This is a genomic window from Ancylobacter sp. WKF20 (genome assembly GCF_029760895.1).
Lineage (GTDB): Bacteria > Pseudomonadota > Alphaproteobacteria > Rhizobiales > Xanthobacteraceae > Ancylobacter.
Window position 1 is genome coordinate 1,386,473 of the sequence record NZ_CP121679.1, and the last position, 19,595, is coordinate 1,406,067.

At 66.7% G+C, this 19,595-nt stretch carries 15 protein-coding genes; all 15 read right to left on the reverse strand.

The window, feature by feature from the left end:
- Window positions 1-70: 70 nt before the first annotated feature.
- The 15 genes from pyrH to nuoL all read right to left on the reverse strand — a co-directional run bounded on the left by pyrH (window position 71) and on the right by nuoL (window position 19,591).
- Window positions 71-805, reverse strand: coding sequence for a UMP kinase (pyrH, locus tag AncyloWKF20_RS06340; protein ID WP_279317044.1), 735 nt, complete (start codon window positions 803-805; stop codon window positions 71-73).
- 100 nt (window positions 806-905) lie between these two features.
- Entirely contained in the window at window positions 906-1,829 is a 924-nt protein-coding gene (gene tsf, locus AncyloWKF20_RS06345; RefSeq protein ID WP_279317045.1) for a translation elongation factor Ts, read from the reverse strand.
- A gap of 113 nt (window positions 1,830-1,942) precedes the next feature.
- The gene (locus tag AncyloWKF20_RS06350) at window positions 1,943-2,941 is read right to left on the reverse strand and encodes a 30S ribosomal protein S2 (RefSeq protein WP_279317046.1); all 999 of its coding nucleotides are present in this window, start codon (window positions 2,939-2,941) and stop codon (window positions 1,943-1,945) included.
- 203 nt (window positions 2,942-3,144) lie between these two features.
- A complete protein-coding gene (gene dnaE / locus AncyloWKF20_RS06355; protein ID WP_279317047.1) occupies window positions 3,145-6,588 on the reverse strand; it encodes a DNA polymerase III subunit alpha in 3,444 nt (1,147 codons plus the stop codon).
- Window positions 6,589-6,990: 402 nt separating this feature from the next.
- Entirely contained in the window at window positions 6,991-7,443 is a 453-nt protein-coding gene (locus AncyloWKF20_RS06360; RefSeq protein WP_279317048.1) for a hypothetical protein, read from the reverse strand.
- Between the two features lie 118 nt (window positions 7,444-7,561).
- Window positions 7,562-8,254 (reverse strand): ABC transporter ATP-binding protein, encoded by a 693-nt coding sequence (locus AncyloWKF20_RS06365; protein ID WP_279317049.1) that lies wholly within the window; start codon window positions 8,252-8,254, stop codon window positions 7,562-7,564.
- An 8-nt stretch (window positions 8,255-8,262) separates the two neighbouring features.
- The gene (locus AncyloWKF20_RS06370; RefSeq protein WP_279317896.1) at window positions 8,263-9,486 is read right to left on the reverse strand and encodes a lipoprotein-releasing ABC transporter permease subunit; all 1,224 of its coding nucleotides are present in this window, start codon (window positions 9,484-9,486) and stop codon (window positions 8,263-8,265) included.
- 161 nt (window positions 9,487-9,647) lie between these two features.
- A complete protein-coding gene (proS, locus tag AncyloWKF20_RS06375; protein WP_279317050.1) occupies window positions 9,648-10,970 on the reverse strand; it encodes a proline--tRNA ligase in 1,323 nt (440 codons plus the stop codon).
- A gap of 474 nt (window positions 10,971-11,444) precedes the next feature.
- Complete coding sequence (locus AncyloWKF20_RS06380) at window positions 11,445-11,720, reverse strand: DUF1467 family protein (protein ID WP_279317051.1); 276 nt, start codon at window positions 11,718-11,720, stop codon at window positions 11,445-11,447.
- A 9-nt stretch (window positions 11,721-11,729) separates the two neighbouring features.
- Window positions 11,730-12,134, reverse strand: a complete 405-nt coding sequence (gene mce, locus AncyloWKF20_RS06385) for a methylmalonyl-CoA epimerase (RefSeq protein ID WP_279317052.1) — start codon at window positions 12,132-12,134, stop codon at window positions 11,730-11,732.
- A gap of 82 nt (window positions 12,135-12,216) precedes the next feature.
- Complete coding sequence (locus tag AncyloWKF20_RS06390) at window positions 12,217-13,905, reverse strand: ribonuclease J (RefSeq protein ID WP_279317053.1); 1,689 nt, start codon at window positions 13,903-13,905, stop codon at window positions 12,217-12,219.
- Between the two features lie 11 nt (window positions 13,906-13,916).
- Window positions 13,917-14,687: a biotin--[acetyl-CoA-carboxylase] ligase gene (locus AncyloWKF20_RS06395; protein ID WP_279317054.1), complete on the reverse strand. Its 771-nt coding sequence runs from the start codon at window positions 14,685-14,687 to the stop codon at window positions 13,917-13,919.
- Between the two features lie 2 nt (window positions 14,688-14,689).
- The gene (gene nuoN / locus AncyloWKF20_RS06400; RefSeq protein WP_279317055.1) at window positions 14,690-16,117 is read right to left on the reverse strand and encodes an NADH-quinone oxidoreductase subunit NuoN; all 1,428 of its coding nucleotides are present in this window, start codon (window positions 16,115-16,117) and stop codon (window positions 14,690-14,692) included.
- A 31-nt stretch (window positions 16,118-16,148) separates the two neighbouring features.
- Window positions 16,149-17,663 carry an NADH-quinone oxidoreductase subunit M gene (locus tag AncyloWKF20_RS06405; protein ID WP_267582248.1) on the reverse strand — a complete coding sequence of 505 codons (1,515 nt, stop codon included), beginning with the start codon at window positions 17,661-17,663 and terminating at the stop codon, window positions 16,149-16,151.
- On the reverse strand, window positions 17,663-19,591 hold the full coding sequence (gene nuoL, locus AncyloWKF20_RS06410; protein ID WP_279317056.1) for an NADH-quinone oxidoreductase subunit L: 1,929 nt from the start codon (window positions 19,589-19,591) through the stop codon (window positions 17,663-17,665). Before nuoL ends, AncyloWKF20_RS06405 begins: the two co-directional genes overlap by 1 nt.
- Window positions 19,592-19,595: the final 4 nt, after the last annotated feature.

The window sequence follows — 19,595 nt, forward strand, 5'->3', positions numbered from 1 at the left end:
CGGCGGCTATATCGAATGGAACGGCGCGCGTGGCAAGCGATTACGCCCGCCCTCCGGGAAGGACAAGCAATTACGGTGCTACGGTGGTCGAGCGGCCCTCCCCGCGCAGCGCAGCGGCAATCGCGCCCGGCTCGCGGATCGAGAAGACGATGATCGGCAGCTTGGCCTCGCGCGCTAGCGCGAAGGCGGCGGCGTCCATCACCTTCAGATCTTTGGCCAGCGCCTCGTCATGGGTCAGCCGGTCATAGCGGGTCGCGGACGGGTCGCGCTTGGGGTCGGCGGTGTAGACGCCATCCACATTGGTCGCCTTCATCACCGCGTCGCATTCAAGCTCGGCGGCGCGCAGCACGGCGCCGGTGTCCGTGGTGAAATAGGGATTGCCGGTGCCGCCGGCGAGCAGAACGACGCGGCCGCGATCGAGATGGCGCGAGGCGGTCTGGCGGGCATAGGGCTCGCAGATGGTCGGCATGGGAATGGCGGACAGCGTGCGGGCCGGGCAACCGGCGGCCTCGACCGCCTTCTCCAGCGCCAGCGCGTTCATCACCGTGGCCAGCATGCCCATATGGTCCGCCGTGGCGCGGTCGAGCCCCTGGCCAGCGACGCTGGCGCCGCGCAGGATGTTGCCGCCACCGACGACGACGGCGATCTGCGCCCCCGTGCTGCGGGCCTCGACCAGATCGGCGGCGATGCTCTCAATGGTCGGCCAGTGCAGGCCGAAGGCTTCGCTTCCCATCAACGCCTCCCCCGACACCTTCACCAGTACACGCGTGTAAGCGAGCTCGTTGGTTTCAGCGGGAGCGGACATGAAGCACCTCGGCTTGCGCGATTCGGGAGGGCGCAGACAGTAAAACACGCCGGACAGCCCTTGGGCGGTCCGGCGTGCGTTATCAACGGTAGACTTGAAATCAGGCGCCGGCGGCCGCCGCGACCTCAGCCGCGAAGTCGCTTTCCTGCTTCTCGACGCCCTCGCCGAGACCGAAGCGGACGAAAGCCACGAGCTTGATCGGCGCGCCGGCCTTGCCCTCGGTCTCCTTGACCGCCTGGGCGACCGTCTTGGACGGGTCGTGGATGAAGGCCTGCTCGACGAGCGTGACTTCCTTGTAGAAGGTCTTCAGGCCGCTCTCGACGATCTTCTCGACCACGTTGTCCGGCTTGCCGGAGGCCTTGGCCTTCTCGGCGAGCACGCCCTTCTCACGGGCAACGACGTCAGCGTCGATGCCGGCGGCGTCGAGCGCCTGCGGGTTGGCGGCCGCGACATGCATGGCGATCTGGCGGCCGAGGCCGGCCAGCACGTCCTTGTCGCCGGTCGATTCGAGCGCGACGAGCACGCCGATCTTGCCGAGGCCCTCGCCCACCGAGCCGTGGACGTAGGAGCTGACGACGCCCTGCGCGACTTCGAGCGAAGCGGCGCGGCGCAGCGTCATGTTCTCGCCGATGGTGGCGATGGCGGTCGAGATGGCTTCCTCGACCTTGCCACCGGCCGGATAGTCGCTGGCCTTGATGGTCTCGACGTCGGCGCCGGCGGTCAGGGCCACCTTGGCGATGTTCACGACGAGCTGCTGGAACTGCTCGTTGCGCGCCACGAAGTCGGTCTCGGAGTTGACCTCGACGAGCACGCCCTTGGTGCCTTCGATGGCGAGGCCGATGAGGCCCTCGGCGGCCACGCGGCCGGCCTTCTTGGCGGCCTTGGCGAGGCCCTTCTTGCGCAGCCAGTCGATGGCGGCCTCGATGTCGCCTTCGACCTCGTTCAGCGCGGCCTTGCAGTCCATCATGCCGGCGCCGGTCTTGTCGCGCAGCTCCTTCACCATGCCCGCGGTGATGTTGGCCATGTTCGATCCCTCGATCTCAACTGTCATTTGACGACACGGCCGGCCGGAGGGTTCCGGGCCGGCCGTGCGATGCAATGCTTGGCGTCAGATCATGACGCCGTCGCGAAGGCGGGTCACTCGACCTCGGCGGTCAGTTCCTTGGCCTGCGCCACCCAGCCATCGACGCGGCCCGGCAGGCCGACTTCCTCGCCCAGACGGTGGGCGTCGTCGGCGTTGAGGCCGGCAATCTGCGCGAAGTGGAAGATGCCGAGGTCGGTCAGCTTCTTCTCGATCACGGGGGACACGCCGGTGAGCTTCTTCAGGTCGTCGGCGATGCCGCGCGGACCGGAGAGCGGCTCGAGGCTGGTCCATAGGGTCTCAGCCGGCAGATCCTCGACGAGCGGAGCCTCGGAGGCGCCAAGGTCGATGCCGAAGTCGCCCTGGGCGCGGCCGATGCCGTCAATGGCGGCGCGGGCGATCAGGTCGCAATAGAGGTTGATCGCGCGGCCGGCGTCGTCATTGCCGGGAACCGGGAAGGCGATGCCGTCCGGGTCGCAATTGGTGTCGAGGATGGCCGCGACCGGAATGCCAAGGCGGCGCGCTTCGGCGACGGCCAGGTCTTCCTTGTTGGTGTCGATCACGAAGAGGAGGTCGGGAATGCCGCCCATGTCGCGGATACCGCCGAGGGCGCGATCCAGCTTTTCCTTCTCGCGCTGGAGCGTCAGGCGCTCCTTCTTGGTGTAGCCGACGCCCTCACCCGCGTTGAGCAGCTCTTCGAGCTTCTTCAGGCGCGCGATCGAGTGCGAAATGGTCTTCCAGTTGGTCAGCATGCCGCCGAGCCAGCGGGAGTTCACATAATACTGGGCCGAGCGCTTGGCCGCATCCGCAACGGCATCAGCCGCCTGACGCTTGGTGCCGACGAACAGCACGCGACCGCCACGGGCGACCGTGTCCGACACGGCCTGAAGCGCGCGATGCAGCGCCGGCACGGTCTGGGCCAGGTCGATGATGTGGATGTTGTTGCGGGTGCCGAAAATGAAGGGGGCCATCTTCGGGTTCCAGCGGTGCGACTGGTGACCGAAGTGCACGCCAGCCTCAAGGAGCTGGCGCATGGTGAAATCAGGAATCGCCATCGTCTTTTCTCGTCCGGTTGAGCCTCCGCGGGCGTGGCCGCGCCGAACCATTCGGCGACGGCACCGGAGCGTCCGGTTCAACCTCTTCCTGCAGAAATAGGAAAGGGAGCCCGGTCGCGATGCCCGCGTGCGGAATGGCGCGGCCTATACGCCAAAGCGCCCTACGGCGCAAGCGCCGCCCGGTCAGCACTCCCTGGCGAGGCTCACGCGGCCTCGACGTCGACCACGCCGGGCACCGCCTTCAGCGCGCCGGCGATCTGCGGCGAGAGGTTGAAACGGCCGGGCAGCTTCACCTCGACCTCCGTGGCGCCCCGCTCGCCCAGCAGCAGCACCAGCGCCACCTCGCCATCGCCCCGCCCATTGCCCGCCAGCGTGTTGAGGCGGGAAGCGACGCTCTCCAGCGGCTCGGGCGAGCGCAGGAAGATTCGCATGCTCTTCTGCATCCGCGCCGTTGCCGCGTCGAGCGGCTCGGCATTCTGGATGCGCGCACGGACATCCTCGCCCTGAAGCTCGGCAGACACCTGCAACAGCAGGGCCCTGCCCGGTTCCAGCAATTCGCGGAACTGGTTCAGCGCCTCGGAGAACAGCACCGCCTCGAACTGGCCGGAGGGGTCGGAGAGGCCGACAATGCCCATCTTGCTGCCGCTCTTGGTGCGGCGCTCCTGCCGACTCACCACGGTGGCGGCGAGACGCCCGAAGCCGTGGCCGGCCCGGACGGAACGCTGGAAATCGAGCCAGCGCTGCACACGTAGCTTCCCCAGCGCCTTGGCGTAATCGTCCAGCGGATGGCCGGTGAGGAAGAAGCCGATGGCCTGATATTCGTTCTGCAGCCGCTCCGCCGGCAGCCAGGGCGCGACATTGGGAATCGGCAGCTCGGTCGCCTGCGCCGGCCCGCCGAACATGTTCCCCTGGCCGGACGCCACTTCCGCGCCGACCGAGGCGGCATGGGCCAGCACGGGGTCGATCGCTGCGGCGACGCGGGCGCGATTCTTTTCCAGCGCGTCGAAAGCCCCTGCATTCACAAGGCTTTCCATGGTGCGCTTGTTCAGCGCCTTGGCGTTGATGCGGGCGGCGAAGTCCGACAAGCTGGTGAACGGCCGGTCACCGCGCGCCTCGACGATGGCGTCGACGGCATGGACGCCCACGCCCTTGATGGCGGCGAGCGCGTAGAGAATCTTCCCGTCCTTCACCGCGAATTCGCGGCCGGAATGGTTCACCGAGGGCGGCACCACCTCGATACCGAGGCGCTGCGCCTCCTGGCGGAATTCGGCCAGCTTGTCAGTGTTGCCCATATCGAGCGTCATCGAGGCGGCGAGGAATTCGGTGGCGTAGTTCGCCTTCATATAGGCGGTCTGGTAGGCGACCAGCGCATACGCCGCCGCGTGGCTCTTGTTGAAGCCGTAGTCAGCGAATTTCGCCAGCAGATCAAAGATTTCCGAGGCCTTGCCCTTCGGCACGCCGCGCTCCACCGCGCCGTCGACGAAGCGCTCGCGCTGCTTGTCCATCTCCGCGCGGATCTTCTTACCCATGGCGCGGCGCAGCAGATCGGCTTCGCCGAGCGAGTAGCCCGACAGCGTCTGGGCGATCTGCATCACCTGTTCCTGGTAGATGATGACGCCGTAGGTCTCCTTCAGGCTCGCCTCCAGCGCGGGATGGGCATAGGCAGCCTGCTCCTGGCCGTTCTTGACCGCGCAATAGACCGGGATGTTGGCCATGGGACCGGGACGGTACAGGGCCACCAGCGCGATGATGTCCTCCAGCCGATCCGGCTTCATGTCGACCAGCGCGCGCCGCATGCCCGCGCTTTCCACCTGGAACACGCCCACGGTCTCGCCGCGCGTCAGCATGGCGTAACTCTTTGGGTCGTCGAGCGGAATGGTCGACAGATCGAGCTGGATGCCACGCTGGGCGACGAGGCGGACGGCCGTCTGCAGCACCGTCAGCGTCTTCAGGCCGAGGAAGTCGAACTTCACCAGCCCGGCCTGCTCCACCCATTTCATGTTGTACTGGGTGACCGGCATGTCCGAGCGCGGATCTCGGTATAATGGCACCAGCTGCGCCAGCGGGCGGTCGCCAATGACGATGCCGGCGGCGTGGGTCGAGGCGTGGCGGTTGAGCCCTTCGAGGCGCGTGGCGATATCGAAGGCGCGCTTCACCACCGGATTGGCGTCGGCCTCCGCCTGAAGCCGCGCCTCGTCCGTGATCGCCTGCTTCAGCGTCACCGGATTGGCCGGATTCTGAGGCACCAGCTTGCAGAGCTTGTCGACCTGGCCATAGGGCATTTCCAGCACCCGGCCGACGTCGCGAAGCACACCGCGGGCCTGCAGCGTACCGAAGGTGATGATCTGCGCGACCTGGTCGCGGCCATAGCGCTGCTGGACGTATCTTATTACTTCGTCTCGTCTTTCCTGACAGAAGTCGATGTCGAAGTCAGGCATCGACACGCGCTCGGGGTTCAGGAAGCGCTCGAAGAGCAGGCCGAAGCGGAGGGGGTCGAGGTCGGTGATGGTGAGCGAATAGGCGACCAGCGAGCCGGCGCCCGAACCACGGCCCGGGCCGACCGGAATGCCTTGCGCCTTCGCCCATTTGATGAAGTCCGACACGATCAGGAAGTAGCCGGGAAACTTCATCTTTTCGATGATGGACAGCTCGAAGGCGAGGCGGTCCTCATAGTCCTTCACCGTCAGACCCGGCGCCGGCCCGTGGACCGCGAGACGCTGGCGCAGCCCCTCCTCGGCCTGCAGGCGCAGCTCTTCCGCCTCGTCGCGGTCCATGGTGAAGCGCGGCAGGATGGGCTTCACGGTGCGCGGGCGATAGGCGCAGCGCTGGGCGATTTCCACCGTGTTGGCAAGGGCTTCCGGCAGATCAGCGAAGAGCGTCATCATCTCCGCGCGGGTGCGGAAACGGTGTTCGGGGGTGAGTTGGCGCCGGTCGCCCTCGGCGACGAGGCGGCCTTCGGCGATGCAGATCAGCGCGTCATGCGCCTCGTAATCGTCCTGAGCGGCGAAGAACGGCTCGTTGGTGGCGACCAGCGGGAGGTCAAGGCGGTAGGCGAGATCAATCAGCCCGGTCTCGACGCGGCGTTCCTCGGCGATGCCGTGGCGCTGCAGTTCGACATAGAGACGGTCACCAAATACCTCCCGCAAGGCGACCAGACGTTGCTCGGCAAGGTCCGCGCTGCCGGCCGCGAGGCTGCGGTCGATCGGTCCAGTGGGACCGCCAGTCAGTGCAATCAGGCCAGTGTGTGTGGTGTCCAGCCAGTCGAGATTGATGTGCGGCGCGCCGTCCGAGGCGGTCTCCAGATAGGAGCGCGACACCAGCTCCATCAGGTTGCTCCACCCCGCCTCCGAGGCGGCGAGCAGGACGATGCGCGGGCGCTCCGTTGCCAGCGGGCCGCGCGGGGCCGGGCCGGGCATGTCGATGGCGAGCGTGCAGCCAACGATGGGCTGGATGCCGGAGCCGGCCATCTTCTCGGAGAATTCCAGCGCGCCGAACAGATTGCCCGTGTCGGTCAGCGCGATGGCGGGCTGGCGGTCCTTCTTGGCGAGGTCCGCGAGCTTGGCGACGCTCAGCGCGCCTTCCAGCAGCGAGAAGGAGGAGTGCACATGCAGATGCACGAATCCGACATCGGTCGTGGCTTCGCTCATGTGGGTCTCCTGCGATTCGCGGTAGCTCCCTTTATGGTGGGCGCAGCCCCCGGCCGCGTCCACCCTGCGGGGGCGATGCTCCCCGCTGTCCTCAGGCCCGAACGGGGCCTGCATCGGGCCCGGATGGGCTCAGACGCCGGTGAACACCCCGGCCCAGACGCCGACCATGGCGACGAACAGACCAACCGAGGCGAGAGCGGCGACTTCCTGGAGAAGGATGCGGATCATGTCGACCTCCTAGGGAACATAATGAGAACATGCACCCCATAATCCCCAGAATCAACCTATGTTCTTCTTTCGTTCCGACGCCTGGTTAACAGCACGGTAACGGACGAGATCCCGCACGGGAGAATCACCGCCCGCGCCGGGACTTAGCGTCATTGGGAGAAACAGATGGGCCGCTCAGTCGAGGCGCGGCGGCCAGGCCGTGTCGAGCCGCACGCCGAGCAAACCGCCCTCGCCGACGATGATCGCCTCGCAGCGGGCCGGGCGCCCGTCCATCACCGCGTTGAACGCGTCCATCTCGCCCGGCTTGATATGGCCGACGCGGGCGCCGTCGACGAGAACCCAGATGCCGCGCAGCTCACCATTGCGGGCGACATCGGGGACCAGCTCGGCGGTGCAGTCATGGCCTTCGCGCCCCGGCCGCCCGGCGATGCGGCCGAGCACCGGCTGGTGCTCGTCGCTGCCGGCGACCGCGTGGTCATAGCCGCCATCGCCCGCCAGCATCGCGGCCGCCTGCGGGGCGACCACGCGCTCGCCCGTCCAGCGCAGCAGGATGATGAGCGCGAGCGCGGCCGCGACGCCGAGGGCGAGCAGCGACATGTGGTCGAGATCGGCGATCAGATTCGGCATCGGGCCCGACTCATGAGGAAACGCCCGATGCTAGGGCGCGCATCGGTTGCGGCAAATCGGGAAAGTTGCGGGGGCGGCAGGGATGAGGCGAGGCCGGCATGAGGCCCCTCCCCACCATTCAGCCGAGTTCGACCACCTTGCCGTCCTGCAGCGTCACGCGCCGGTGCATACGGCTCGCCAGCTCCAGATTATGCGTGGCGATCAGTGCCGCGAGGCCGGTCGCCTCCACGAGCTGGGACAGCGCGTGGAACACATGGTCGGCGGTGTGCGGGTCGAGATTGCCGGTCGGCTCGTCGGCCAGCAGCAGGCGCGGCGCGTTGGCGACAGCGCGGGCGATGGCGACGCGCTGCTGCTCGCCGCCCGACAGTTCGGCCGGGCGGTGATGCAGGCGCTTGGACAGGCCGAGATAGCCCAAGAGCTCCTGCGCCCGACGCGCGGCTTCCTTCTTGCCGAGACCGCGGATCATCTGCGGCAGCATCACATTCTCCTGCGCCGAGAACTCCGGCAGGAGGTGGTGGAACTGGTAGACGAAGCCGATGTCGGTGCGGCGGATCTGCGTGCGGGCGGCATCCGCCATGCCGCCGGTTGGCACGCCGCCGATATAGACCTCGCCGGCGTCCTGATGCTCCAGAAGGCCGGAGATGTGCAGCAGGGTCGACTTGCCCGTGCCGGAGGGTGCGACGAGCGCGACCGACTGGCCGGGCATGACGGTGAAGTCGGCGCCGCGCAGGATCTCCAGCTTGCCTTCGCCCTGGGTGTAGGACTGCTGGACGTTGTCGAGGCGCAGGGCCGCTTCCATGGGACCGGACATGCTGCCCCCTACTCGTAGCGCAGCGCTTCCACCGGATCGAGGCGCGCAGCGCGCCAGGACGGGTAGAGCGGGGCGAGGAAGGAGAGGATGAGCGCCATGATGACCACGGTGGCGGTCTCGCCGGCATTCATCTCGGCCGGCAGGCGGCTGAGATAATACAGCTCCGGTGAGAACAGCTCGGTCGCCGTCAGCCAGGAGATGAACTGGCGGATCTCCTCGACATTGAGGCACACGACGAGACCGAGCGCGAAGCCGGCCAGCGTGCCGACCACGCCGATGGCGGCGCCGGTGACGAGGAAGATGCGCATGATGGCGCCGCGCGTCGCGCCCATGGTGCGCAGGATGCCGATGTCGCGCCCCTTGTCCTTCACCAGCATGTTGAGGCCGGAAATGATGTTGAAGGCCGCCACCACCACGATCAGCGTGAGGATGAGGAACATCACATTGCGCTCGACTTGCAGCGCGTTGAAGAAGGTGGCGTTTCGCTGCCGCCAGTCGACGATATAGATCGGCCGCTCGGCCGCGGCATGCACGGCGGCGCGGAAATGATCCATGTTGTCGGGGTTGTCGGTGTAGACCTCGATCGCGGTCACATCGCCATTCTTGTTGAAATAGGCCTGGCTCTCGGGCAGCGGCATGAAGACGAAGGCGCTGTCATATTCCGACATGCCGATCTCGAACACCGCCGCGATCTTGTAGACCTTGATACGGGGCGTCGTGCCCATGGGCGTCACCGCGCCGCGCGGGGCGACGAGGGTGAGATTGTCGCCCGCCTGCAGCGAGAGCTGGTCGGCGAGGCGCTTGCCGATGGCGATGCCGGAGCCCGCGTCGAAGCCCTCAAGCGTGCCCTGCTTGATGTTGGCGCCGATGGCCGGGAGCTTGCGCAGATTCTCCTCGGAGACGCCGCGCACCAGCACGCCACCGGCATTGAACGCCGAGGAGGCGAGCGCCTGCCCTTCCACCAGCGGCACGGCGAGCGTGATGCCGGGAACGCCGGCGATGCGCTTGGCGACGGCGTCATAATCGGTGAGCGGGCTGTCCAGCGGCTGCACCAGCAGATGGCCGTTAAGGCCGAGGATCTTCGACAAGAGCTCGGTGCGGAAGCCGTTCATCACCGCCATGACGATGATGAGCGTCGCCACGCCCAGCATGATGCCGAGGAAGGAGAAGCCGGCGATGACCGAGATGAAGCCTTCCTTGCGGCGCGCGCGCAGATAGCGCAGCGACAGCATCCACTCGAAGGCGCTGAACGGGCGCGTGCCTGTCGGCTCCCCGCCCGCCTCAGCGGCCGGGGCCGCCTTGGCCGGCGCGGCCTTCGCCTTGGCCTTACCGGCGCTGCCGCCGGTGACGCTCGTGGCGCTGGTCGTGGCGCTTTTGGCCCGCCGGATCAGATTCATCCGAGGATCCGTTGCAGCGCCGCCGAGACGGAGAGCGTCTCGCGCGAGCCATCGGCGCGGCGCTTGAGTTCCACCGTGCCGGCGGCAAGGCCCTTGGGCCCGACGATGATCTGCCAGGGCAGGCCGATCAGGTCGGCGGTGGCGAATTTGGAGCCGGGGCGCTCGTCGGTGTCGTCATAGAGCACGTCGACATTGCGGGCAGTCAGCTCGGCATAGATGGCGTCGCAGGCGGAGTCGGTCGCCGAGTCACCCGCCTTGAGGTTCAGCAGGCCGACGCGGAAGGGCGCGATGGCCTCCGGCCAGATGATGCCGTTCTCGTCATGCGAGGCTTCGATGATCGCCGCGGCGAGACGCGAGGGGCCGATGCCATAGGAGCCCATATGCACGGGACGCTCCACGCCGTCCGGGCCGGTGACCTTGGCGCCCATCGGCTCGGAATACTTCGTGCCGAAATAGAAGATGTGGCCCACTTCGATGCCCCGGGCAGACAGGCGCTGGCCATCGGGAATCGCGGCGAACGCAGCCTCGTCATGCTTCTCTTCCGTGGCCGCATAAAGGCTGGTCCAGCGGTTCACGATGTCCTGAAGCGCGGCCGGGTCGTCGAAATCCACGTCGGAGCCGGGGGTGCCCATCTCCAGGAAATCGGAATGGCAGAATACCTGGCTCTCGCCGGTGGAGGCGAGGATGATGAATTCGTGGCTGTGATTGCCGCCGATCGGGCCGGTGTCGGCGACCATCGGGATCGCCTTGAGGCCGAGCCGCGCGAAAGTGCGCAGATAGGCGACGAACATGCGGTTATAGGACGTCACCGCGCTCTCAAAATCGAGGTCGATCGAATAGGCGTCCTTCATCAGGAATTCGCGCGAGCGCATGACGCCGAAGCGCGGGCGCACCTCGTCGCGGAACTTCCACTGGATGTGGTAGAGGTTCAGCGGCAAGTCCTTGTAGGACTTCACATACGCGCGGACGATCTCGGTGAGCATCTCCTCATTGGTCGGCCCGTAGAGCATCTCGCGCTCGTGCCGATCCTTGATGCGCAGCATCTCCTTGCCGTAGTCGTCATAACGCCCGCTCTCGCGCCAGAGATCGGCCGACTGGATGGTCGGCATCATGATCTCGATGGCACCGGCGCGATTCTGCTCCTCGCGGACCACGTTGCAGATCTTGTCGAGCACGCGCTTGCCGAGCGGCAGCCAGGCATAGATGCCGGCGCTCTCCTGCCGGATCATGCCGGCGCGGAGCATGAGGCGGTGCGAGACGATTTCCGCTTCCTTCGGCACTTCGCGGAGGATGGGAAGGAAGTAGCGGGAGAGGCGCATCGGCAAACTCACGATTCGGCCGGGGTCGGGCCCATCAATAATGGCGGAGAGAAACCGGATCGGTCAGCAAAATACAAGCCCTCGCGCGTGGAGGCGCCCCGCCCGGCCCGTGCGCGACGGCGCGAACCGAACGCCGACGCGAGGAAAATGACGGTTTCCAAGTAATGGCAACGTTTCCTGCTGCGTCGCACCATAGTTCTTTTGCGACGCAAGGATGACAAGTCATGCTTTGTTGATCTATGGTGCCGGCCTCTAGAAAGAGGTCCGCCAGTCGCCGCTGTTAAGCGCGATGCCGGTCCAGGTCTCGGGAGGAATGACGGCAAAGAAAGCCCCCCGGCAGATGTCGAAACGACACGGAATCGGGTGCGGGCGGCCAGTTGAAAAAAGGGCGGGACAGCATTGTCCCGCCTCTTTTTTTGCCCGGTGTGATGTGACTTCCGGCGATGCGGCGCGCGCCAGCGCCAACCGGCGCGCTCAGTCGACCTTGTACATCTTCACCGGCATGGGGAACATGTCGAGCGTGAGCCGGCCGGTCTCCACCGACCAGGCGAACAGCCCGACGATGACGCCCGCGACCACGGTGGTCACCAGCATCTTCGGGATCAGCAGCGGGCTCTGCGGCGCGCCGGGCTCGGTGCCGTCCTCCTGCGCGCCGTCCTCATGCTGCGAGCGCACGCCGAAGGGCAGCACGGCGAAGATCACCGTCCACCAGACGATGAAATAGATGGCGATATAGGTGCCGACGCCCATGACCCGCCCTCACGCCTCTTCCAGCTCGACCAGCGTCCCCAGGAAGTCCTTGGGATGCAGAAACAGCACCGGCTTGCCATGCGCGCCGAGGCGCGGCTCGCCGGAGCCCAGCACGCGCGCTCCGGCCGCCAGCAAGCGGTCGCGGGCGGCGCGGATGTCGTCCACCTCATAGCAGAGGTGATGGATGCCGCCCTCGGGATTGCGTTCGAGGAACTTGGCGATGGGCGAGGCCTCGCCCAGCACGCCGAGCAACTCCACCTTGGTGTTGGGCAGCACGACGAAGACGGTGTTCACCCCATGCTCGGGCTGCGGCACCACCTCCGACACCTCGCCGCCCAGCGTGTCGCGATAGGTGGCGATGGCCGCGTCGAGATCCGGCACGGCGATGGCGACATGGTTGAGGCGGCCGATCATGTGAACGCTCCCGAGCTACCCCCGCCCAGGCCCGGCTGAACCAGCCGACCCGCAGGCGGGGTGATGCTTCTACGTCAGCCGTTCATACCGTGATCACCAGAACATGGCAGAGCGGCTTCTTGCCCCACGCCTGGTTGACCGAGGAGCGCACCGCGCGGGTGAGCGACTCGGCAACCGCATCGGCGTCGCGCCGACGCGCCTTGGGCAGGCCGTCGAGGCAGTCGAGAATTGCGTCCTCGATGACGTCGTCGATCGGCTTGCCGCCGACGCCGTGCTGCGGCAGGCCGGAGAGGTCAATCATCGGGTCGCCGACCACCTCGCCCTTGGCGGTCATCGCGACCGCCACCGAAACGAGCCCGGCGAAGGAGAGGCGCCGGCGCTCGGCGACGGCGGCATCGGCCGCGTTCACCAGCACATGCCCGTCCTTGTAGAGCCGGCCGAACGGGATCTCCTCGATCACCTCGGCGCTGGCCGTCGGGTCGGCGCTGATGAGGCGGACCACATCGCCATCGACGAGGCGCACCACCTCACGCACGCCCATGGCGCGGGCGAGTTCGGCATGCTCGGCCAGATGCATCGGCTCGCCATGCACGGGCACGGAGACCTGCGGGCGCAGCCAGCGGTACATCTGCTCCAGCTCGCCGCGGCGCGGATGGCCGGAAACATGGACCAGCGCGTCACGGTCGGTCAGCACCTTCACGCCCTGAAGCACCAGCGCGTTGATGATGCGGTTCACCGCGCGCTCATTGCCGGGAATGGTGCGCGAGGAGAAGATCACCTGATCGCCCGGCGAGAGGGCGATCTCGGGATGATCGTCATCGGCGATGCGGGCGAGCGCCGCGCGCGGTTCGCCCTGGCTGCCGGTGAGGATCGCCACCACCTTGTCGCGCGGCAGGAAGCCATAGGCATCCACCGGGCGGAAGGCGGGCAGCCCGTCCAGCAGCCGCTGCTCGCGGGCGACACCAATGACGCGCTCCATGGCGCGGCCCACCAGCACGACCTCGCGGCCGGTGCGGATCGCCGCCTCGGCGATCGAGCGGATACGCGCGACATTCGAGGCGAAGGTCGTCACCGCCACGCGCGCCGGCGCCTTGGCGATCAGCTCGGCCAGCACATGCTGAACATCCGTCTCGGAAGGCGAGATGCCCTCGCGGATGGCGTTGGTCGAATCGCAGATGATCGCCCGCACGCCCTCATCGCCCAGCGCGGTGAAGCGGGCGGGATCGGTGACGTTGCCGACCACGGGGGTCGGGTCGATCTTCCAGTCGCCGGTATGGACGACGAGGCCGAGCGAGGTGCGGATGGCCAGCGAATGGCTGTCGGGAATCGAATGCGCCACCGGGACGAACTCGACCTCGAAGGGGCCGATCTGCGCCCGCCCGCCGCTGGGGACAATGTGGAACGGGATTTTCGGCGCGCCCGGCTCGCCGAGCCGCCGGGCTTCCGCTAGGCCGTGGGTGAAGGGCGTGGTGTAGACCGGGCAACCGAGGCGCGGCCACAGATCGACGAGGGCGCCGACATGGTCCTCATGGCCATGGGTCAGCACCAGCCCGACCAGATTGCCCTGCTCGCGCTCCCGCTCCAGGAAGGTGACGTCCGGCATGATGATGTCGATGCCGGGAATGTCGGGCGAGGCGAAGGAAATGCCGAGATCGACCGCCAGCCATTTGCGACGGTTGCGCGGGCCGAATCCGTACAGGCCCAAATTCATGCCGATCTCGCCCACGCCGCCCAGCGGCGCGAACACCAGCTCCTCCGTTGATTTGCTCACTCAGTTGCCTTTCAAGCCTGCAGGCCGGGCGCGGGAAACACGTCGCCGGCATTGATCGTCTCGCGTGCGCCATCGGCGCGTCGGAGAACCATAGCACCGGAAACATCCAGTGCCTCGAAGATGCCGTGCGTCTCACGTTCGCCGAGACGAACGGTCACGGCCCGCCCCACACCGGGGGCGCGTTTCAACCAGGACTCGCGGGTCGCCTCGAACCCCTGCCCGCCCGCCCATTCCGCCAGCCGCGCCCGCATCGCGGCATCGAGCGCGGCCAGCAGCGCCTCGGGCGCGGTCGGGAAGCCGGCGGCGCCGAGATCCGTCGTCGGATAGGGCGCGTCGAGCGGGTGGTGGGCGCAGTTGACGCCAAAGCCGATCACCGCGGCGTTGCGCGCATCGGGCAGCACGGTGCCTTCAATGAGGATGCCGGCGAGCTTGGCGCCGTCGATCTGCACATCGTTCGGCCATTTCACGCCGATGCGCAACGGGTCGATGCCGGTGACGTCGCGCACCGCGTCATGCAGCGCCAGCGCCGCGACAAAGCACAGTTCCGGCAGGCGTGCCGTCGGACCAGGCTGCACCAGCAGCAGCGAGGCGTAGAGATTGCCGGGCTCGGAGCGCCAGACTCGGCCGCGCCGCCCCCTGCCCTGCGTCTGCCGGCTCGCCACGAACCAGCAAGGCGCCGGACCGGTTGCCCGGGCCAGCGCCTCCGCATTGGTCGAACCGATCTCGTCGAAACGAACGACCGGCGTCGCGCCAGCCGCTGTCCCGCCTGGGAGTCGCGCCATCCTCAGAAGAGCGCCCGTGCCGCCACGCCCGCCGCCGCCAGCAGCGGGGCCGGATAGACGAAGAGCAGGATGGTGAACAGGCCGGAGATCGCCAGCACGGCGCGCAGTTCCGACGGCATCGGCTCGAAGGCCGGGGCCGGCTCGTCGAAATACATCACCTTGACGACGCGCAGATAGTAGAAGGCGCCGACCACGCTGGAGAGCACGCCGATCACCGCGAGGGCATAGAGACCCGACTCGATGGCGGCGAGGAACACGTAGTACTTGGCGAGGAAGCCGGCCAGCGGCGGGATGCCGGCGAGCGAGAACATCAGCGCCGCCAGCATGAACGCCTTCACCGGGCTGGTGCGGGCGAGGCCGGCGAGGTCGTCATAATTCTCCACCATGCCGTCCTTGCGGCGCATGGAGAGGATGCAGGCGAAGGTGCCGAGCGTCATCGCCATGTAGACGGCCATGTAGACCAGCACGCCGCGCACGCCCTGCTCCGTGCCGGCGGCAAGGCCGACCAGCGCGTAGCCCATATGGCCGATGGACGAATAGGCCATCAGGCGCTTGAGGTTGCGCTGGCCGATGGCGCCGAAGGAGCCGAGCGCCATCGAGGCGATCGAGACGAAGACGATGATCTGCTGCCACTCGTGAACGACATTCGGCAGCGCCTCGGTGGCGAAGCGCACGAACACCGCCATGGCCGCGACCTTCGGGGCCGCCGCGAAGAAGGCGGTAACCGGGGCGGGCGCGCCTTCATAGACGTCCGGCGTCCACATGTGGAACGGCACGGCCGAGACCTTGAAGCACAGGCCGGCGAACATGAAGACGATGCCGAAGATCAGCCCGAGTGAGGGCTCGCGCGCGGCCTGGGCGATCTGCGCGAAGTTCACCGTGCCGGTGAAACCGTAGATCAGCGAGGCGCCGTAGAGCAGCATGCCGGACGAGAGCGCGCCGAGCACGAAGTACTTCAGGCCCGCCTCGGTGGAGCGCACCGACTCGCGGTTGTTGGCGGCGATGACGTAGAGCGCGAGGCTCATGAGCTCGAGGCCCATATAGAGCGCGATCAGGTCGCCGGCCGAGATCAGCATCATCATGCCGAGCGTGGAGAGCAGCACCAGGATGGCGAACTCGAAGCGGCTCTGCTTCTCGATCTTCAGCCAGTCCACGGACATGGCGAGCGTCGCCCCGGCGCCGATCAGCGCCAGCACCTTGAGGAAGCGCGAATAGGCGTCGACCTGGAAGCTGCCATTGAACAGCACCGCCTCGGTGGGACCGAGGACGACGAGCACGAGCGCGGCGAAGAGAGCCGCGAGCGCGAAGCCGTTCACCATGTCGGTCGACTTCGGCCCGACAAACGCGCCGAACAGGATCAGCGCGATGGCGGAGACGGCCAGCAGCAGTTCGGGCAGCGCGGGGCCGAGCGCGGCAAGGGAGAAGGTCATTGGCGGGGCTCCGCGGTCATCGGGTCACGGTTCAAGGCAGCACCAGGCTCGCGGCCTTGATGGCGTCGGCGGCCACATCGGCACGGGCAACGATCGCGTTCACGGCGACGCTGCAGGCATCGAGAATGGGCTGGGGCCACACGCCGAACAGGACGGTGAAGAACAGCAGCGGGATGAGCGAGGCCATCTCGCGGCCATTGAGATCGAGAATGCCCTTCAGGCTGTCCTTCTCCAGCGGCCCGAAGATCACCCGGCGGTACAACCAGAGCGCATAGGCGGCGGAGAGGATGACGCCGGTGGTGGCGAACAGCGCGACCCAGGTGTTGCGGCCGAAAGCGGCGAGCAGCGTCAGGAATTCGCCGATGAAGCCCGACGTGCCCGGCAGGCCGACATTCGCCATGGTGAAGACCATGAACACCGTGGCGTAGATCGGCATGCGATGCACGAGACCGCCATAGGCCGAAATCTCGCGGGTATGCATCCGGTCATAGACCACGCCGACGCACAGGAAGAGCGCGCCCGACACGAAGCCGTGGCTGACCATCTGGAACACCGCGCCCTGGATGCCTTCCTGGGTAAGGGTGAAGATGCCCATGGTCACGTAGCCCATGTGAGCGACGGACGAGTAGGCGATCAGCTTCTTGATGTCTTCCTGAACCAGCGCGACCAGCGAGGTGTAGATGATCGCGATCACCGACAGGGTGAAGACGAAGGGCGCGAAATAGGCCGACGCCTCCGGGAACATGGGCAGGCTGAAGCGCAGGAAGCCGTAGCCACCCATCTTCAGCAGGATGCCCGCCAGGATGACCGAGCCGGCGGTCGGTGCCTCGACGTGGGCGTCGGGCAGCCAGGTGTGCACCGGCCACATCGGCATCTTCACCGCGAAGGAGGCGAAGAAGGCCAACCAGAGCCAGTACTGCATGCCCGCCGGGAAATCGAACTTCAGCAGGGCGTTGATGTCCGTCGTGCCCGCCTGCCAGTACATGGCCATGATGGCGAGCATCATGAGCACGGAGCCGGCCAGCGTGTAGAGGAAGAACTTGAACGTCGCGTAGATGCGCCGCTTGCCGCCCCAGATGCCGATGATGAGGAACATCGGGATCAGGCCACCTTCGAAGAAGATGTAGAACTGCAGCAGATCCAGCGACGAGAACGTGCCGATCATCAGCGTCTCGAGCACCAGGAAGCAGATCATGTACTCCTTGACGCGGACCTTGATCGACTCCCAGCTCGCGAGGATGCACATCGGCATCAGGAGCGTGGTGAGCAGGACGAAGGGCAGCGAGATGCCGTCCACGCCCATGCGGTAATTGGCGATCTCGCCGAGCCAGGGCGTGTTCTCGACGAACTGGAACTCGGTGCCCGAGGCATCGAACCCGAACAGCAGCAGCAGCGAGATGACGAAGGTGACCAGCGTCGCCCAGAGCGCGACCCAGCGCGTGTTGCGCTGGGCGATCTCGTCATCGCCGCGGATCATCAGGACGATCAGCAGCGCGCCGACGAGCGGCAGGAAGGTGACGACCGAAAGGATGGGCCAGTCGTACATCAGTGCGCCCCGCCAAACATGAACCAGGTGATGAGGGCCGCGACGCCGACGAGCATCACGAATGCGTAGTGGTAGAGGTAGCCGGTCTGCAGGCGCACGACGCGGTTGGTCACGTCGATCACGCGGGCCGACACGCCGTTCGGGCCGTAGCCGTCGATCACCCGCACGTCACCCTGCTTCCACAGGAACTTGCCGATCCACAGCGTCGGGCGGACGAACAGGAAGTCGTAGATCTCGTCGAAGTACCACTTGTTGAGCAGGAAGCGGTAGCCGACGTCATTCTGCTTGGCGATCGCCTTCGGCACGGCCGGGTTGGCGATGTACATCCAGTACGCCACCACGAAGCCGAGCGCCATCATCACCGTCGGCGACCACTTGGCCCAGGCGGGGATGTGGTGGATCTCCTCGAGGATCTTGTTGTCCGGGGACATGAAGATCGCCTCGCGGAAGAAGTGCTCCACGTCGTGGCCGACGAAGTACGGGTAGAGGATCATGCCCGCGAACAGCGCACCGACCGACAGCACCCCGAGCGGGATGAGCATGACCAGCGGCGACTCATGCGCGTGCTCATAGTGGTGATGGTCGTGCGGATGGCCATGGAACGTCATGAACATCTGCCGCCAGGTATAGAAGGAGGTGAGCAGCGCCGCGCCAACCGTCAGCGTGAACGCATAGGCCGAGATCGGGCTGTGGCTCATGAACGCGGTCTCGATGATCGCGTCCTTGGAGAAGTAGCCGGCGGTGAAGGGGAAGCCCGTCAGTGCCAGGCCGCCGATCAGCATGGTGGCGTAGGTAAAGGGGATCTTCCGCCACAGGCCGCCCATGTGCCGCATGTCCTGCTCATGGTGCATCGCGTGGATGACCGAGCCGGCGGCAAGGAACAGCAGCGCCTTGAAGAAGCCGTGCGTGAGCAGGTGGAAGACGCCGACCGAATAGGCGCCCGCGCCCAGCGCGGTGAACATGTAGCCGAGCTGCGAGCAGGTCGAATAGGCGATCACGCGCTTGATGTCGTTCTGCACGCAGCCGACCGTCGCCGCGAAGAAGGCGGTGGTGGCGCCAACAAACATGACGACGTTGAGCGCGAAGGGCGACAGCTCGAACAGCGGCGACAGGCGCGCCACCATGAAGACGCCGGCGGTGACCATGGTCGCGGCGTGAATGAGCGCCGACACCGGGGTCGGGCCTTCCATCGCGTCCGGCAGCCAGGTGTGCAGGCCGAGCTGGGCGGACTTGCCCATGGCGCCGATGAACAGCAGCAGGCAGATCACGGTCGGCGCGTGCCACTCATGGCCGAGGAACAGGATGTTCTTGTCCATCAGCGTGGGCGCGGCGGCGAAGACCTGCTCGAAGGCCACCGAGCCGGTCATCAGATAGACCGCGAAGATGCCGAGCGCGAAGCCGAAGTCGCCGACGCGGTTGACGATGAAGGCCTTCATCGCGGCGGCGCAGGCGGAGGGCTTGTCGTACCAGAAGCCGATCAGCAGGTAGGAGGCGAGACCGACGCCCTCCCAGCCGAAGAACAGCTGCACGAGGTTGTCGCTCGTCACCAGCATCAGCATGGCGAAGGTGAACAGCGAGAGATAGGCGAAGAAGCGCGGGCGGCTCGGATCCTCGTGCATGTACCCCATGGAATAGAGGTGCACGAGCGAGGACACGGTGGTGACCAGGATCAGCATCACCGCGGTCAGCGTATCGACGCGGATCGCCCAGTTCACATGCAGGTCACCGGAGGCGAACCAAGTGAACAGCTCGACCGTACCGTCATGGCCACCGAACGCGACCTGGAAGAACACGATCCAGGCGAAGAAGGCGGAGACGAAGAGCAGGCCGGTGGTGATGAGCTCGGACGGACGGGCGCCGAGAACGCGCCCGAACAAGCCGACGACCAGGAAGCCGACCAGGGGGAGGAAGACGATGGCCTGAAACATGGTG

Coding starts and splice junctions, on each gene's coding strand:
- pyrH (WP_279317044.1), bottom strand. CDS start 805: ATGTCCGCTCCCGCTGAAACCAACGAGCTCGCTTACACGCGTGTACTG.
- tsf (WP_279317045.1), bottom strand. CDS start 1,829: ATGGCCAACATCACCGCGGGCATGGTGAAGGAGCTGCGCGACAAGACC.
- AncyloWKF20_RS06350 (WP_279317046.1), bottom strand. CDS start 2,941: ATGGCGATTCCTGATTTCACCATGCGCCAGCTCCTTGAGGCTGGCGTG.
- dnaE (WP_279317047.1), bottom strand. CDS start 6,588: ATGAGCGAAGCCACGACCGATGTCGGATTCGTGCATCTGCATGTGCAC.
- AncyloWKF20_RS06360 (WP_279317048.1), bottom strand. CDS start 7,443: ATGCCGAATCTGATCGCCGATCTCGACCACATGTCGCTGCTCGCCCTC.
- AncyloWKF20_RS06365 (WP_279317049.1), bottom strand. CDS start 8,254: ATGTCCGGTCCCATGGAAGCGGCCCTGCGCCTCGACAACGTCCAGCAG.
- AncyloWKF20_RS06370 (WP_279317896.1), bottom strand. CDS start 9,486: ATGCTGTCGCTGCGCTATCTGCGCGCGCGCCGCAAGGAAGGCTTCATC.
- proS (WP_279317050.1), bottom strand. CDS start 10,970: ATGCGCCTCTCCCGCTACTTCCTTCCCATCCTCCGCGAAGTGCCGAAG.
- AncyloWKF20_RS06380 (WP_279317051.1), bottom strand. CDS start 11,720: ATGGGCGTCGGCACCTATATCGCCATCTATTTCATCGTCTGGTGGACG.
- mce (WP_279317052.1), bottom strand. CDS start 12,134: ATGATCGGCCGCCTCAACCATGTCGCCATCGCCGTGCCGGATCTCGAC.
- AncyloWKF20_RS06395 (WP_279317054.1), bottom strand. CDS start 14,687: ATGGCGCGACTCCCAGGCGGGACAGCGGCTGGCGCGACGCCGGTCGTT.
- nuoN (WP_279317055.1), bottom strand. CDS start 16,117: ATGACCTTCTCCCTTGCCGCGCTCGGCCCCGCGCTGCCCGAACTGCTG.
- AncyloWKF20_RS06405 (WP_267582248.1), bottom strand. CDS start 17,663: ATGTACGACTGGCCCATCCTTTCGGTCGTCACCTTCCTGCCGCTCGTC.
- nuoL (WP_279317056.1), bottom strand. CDS start 19,591: ATGTTTCAGGCCATCGTCTTCCTCCCCCTGGTCGGCTTCCTGGTCGTC.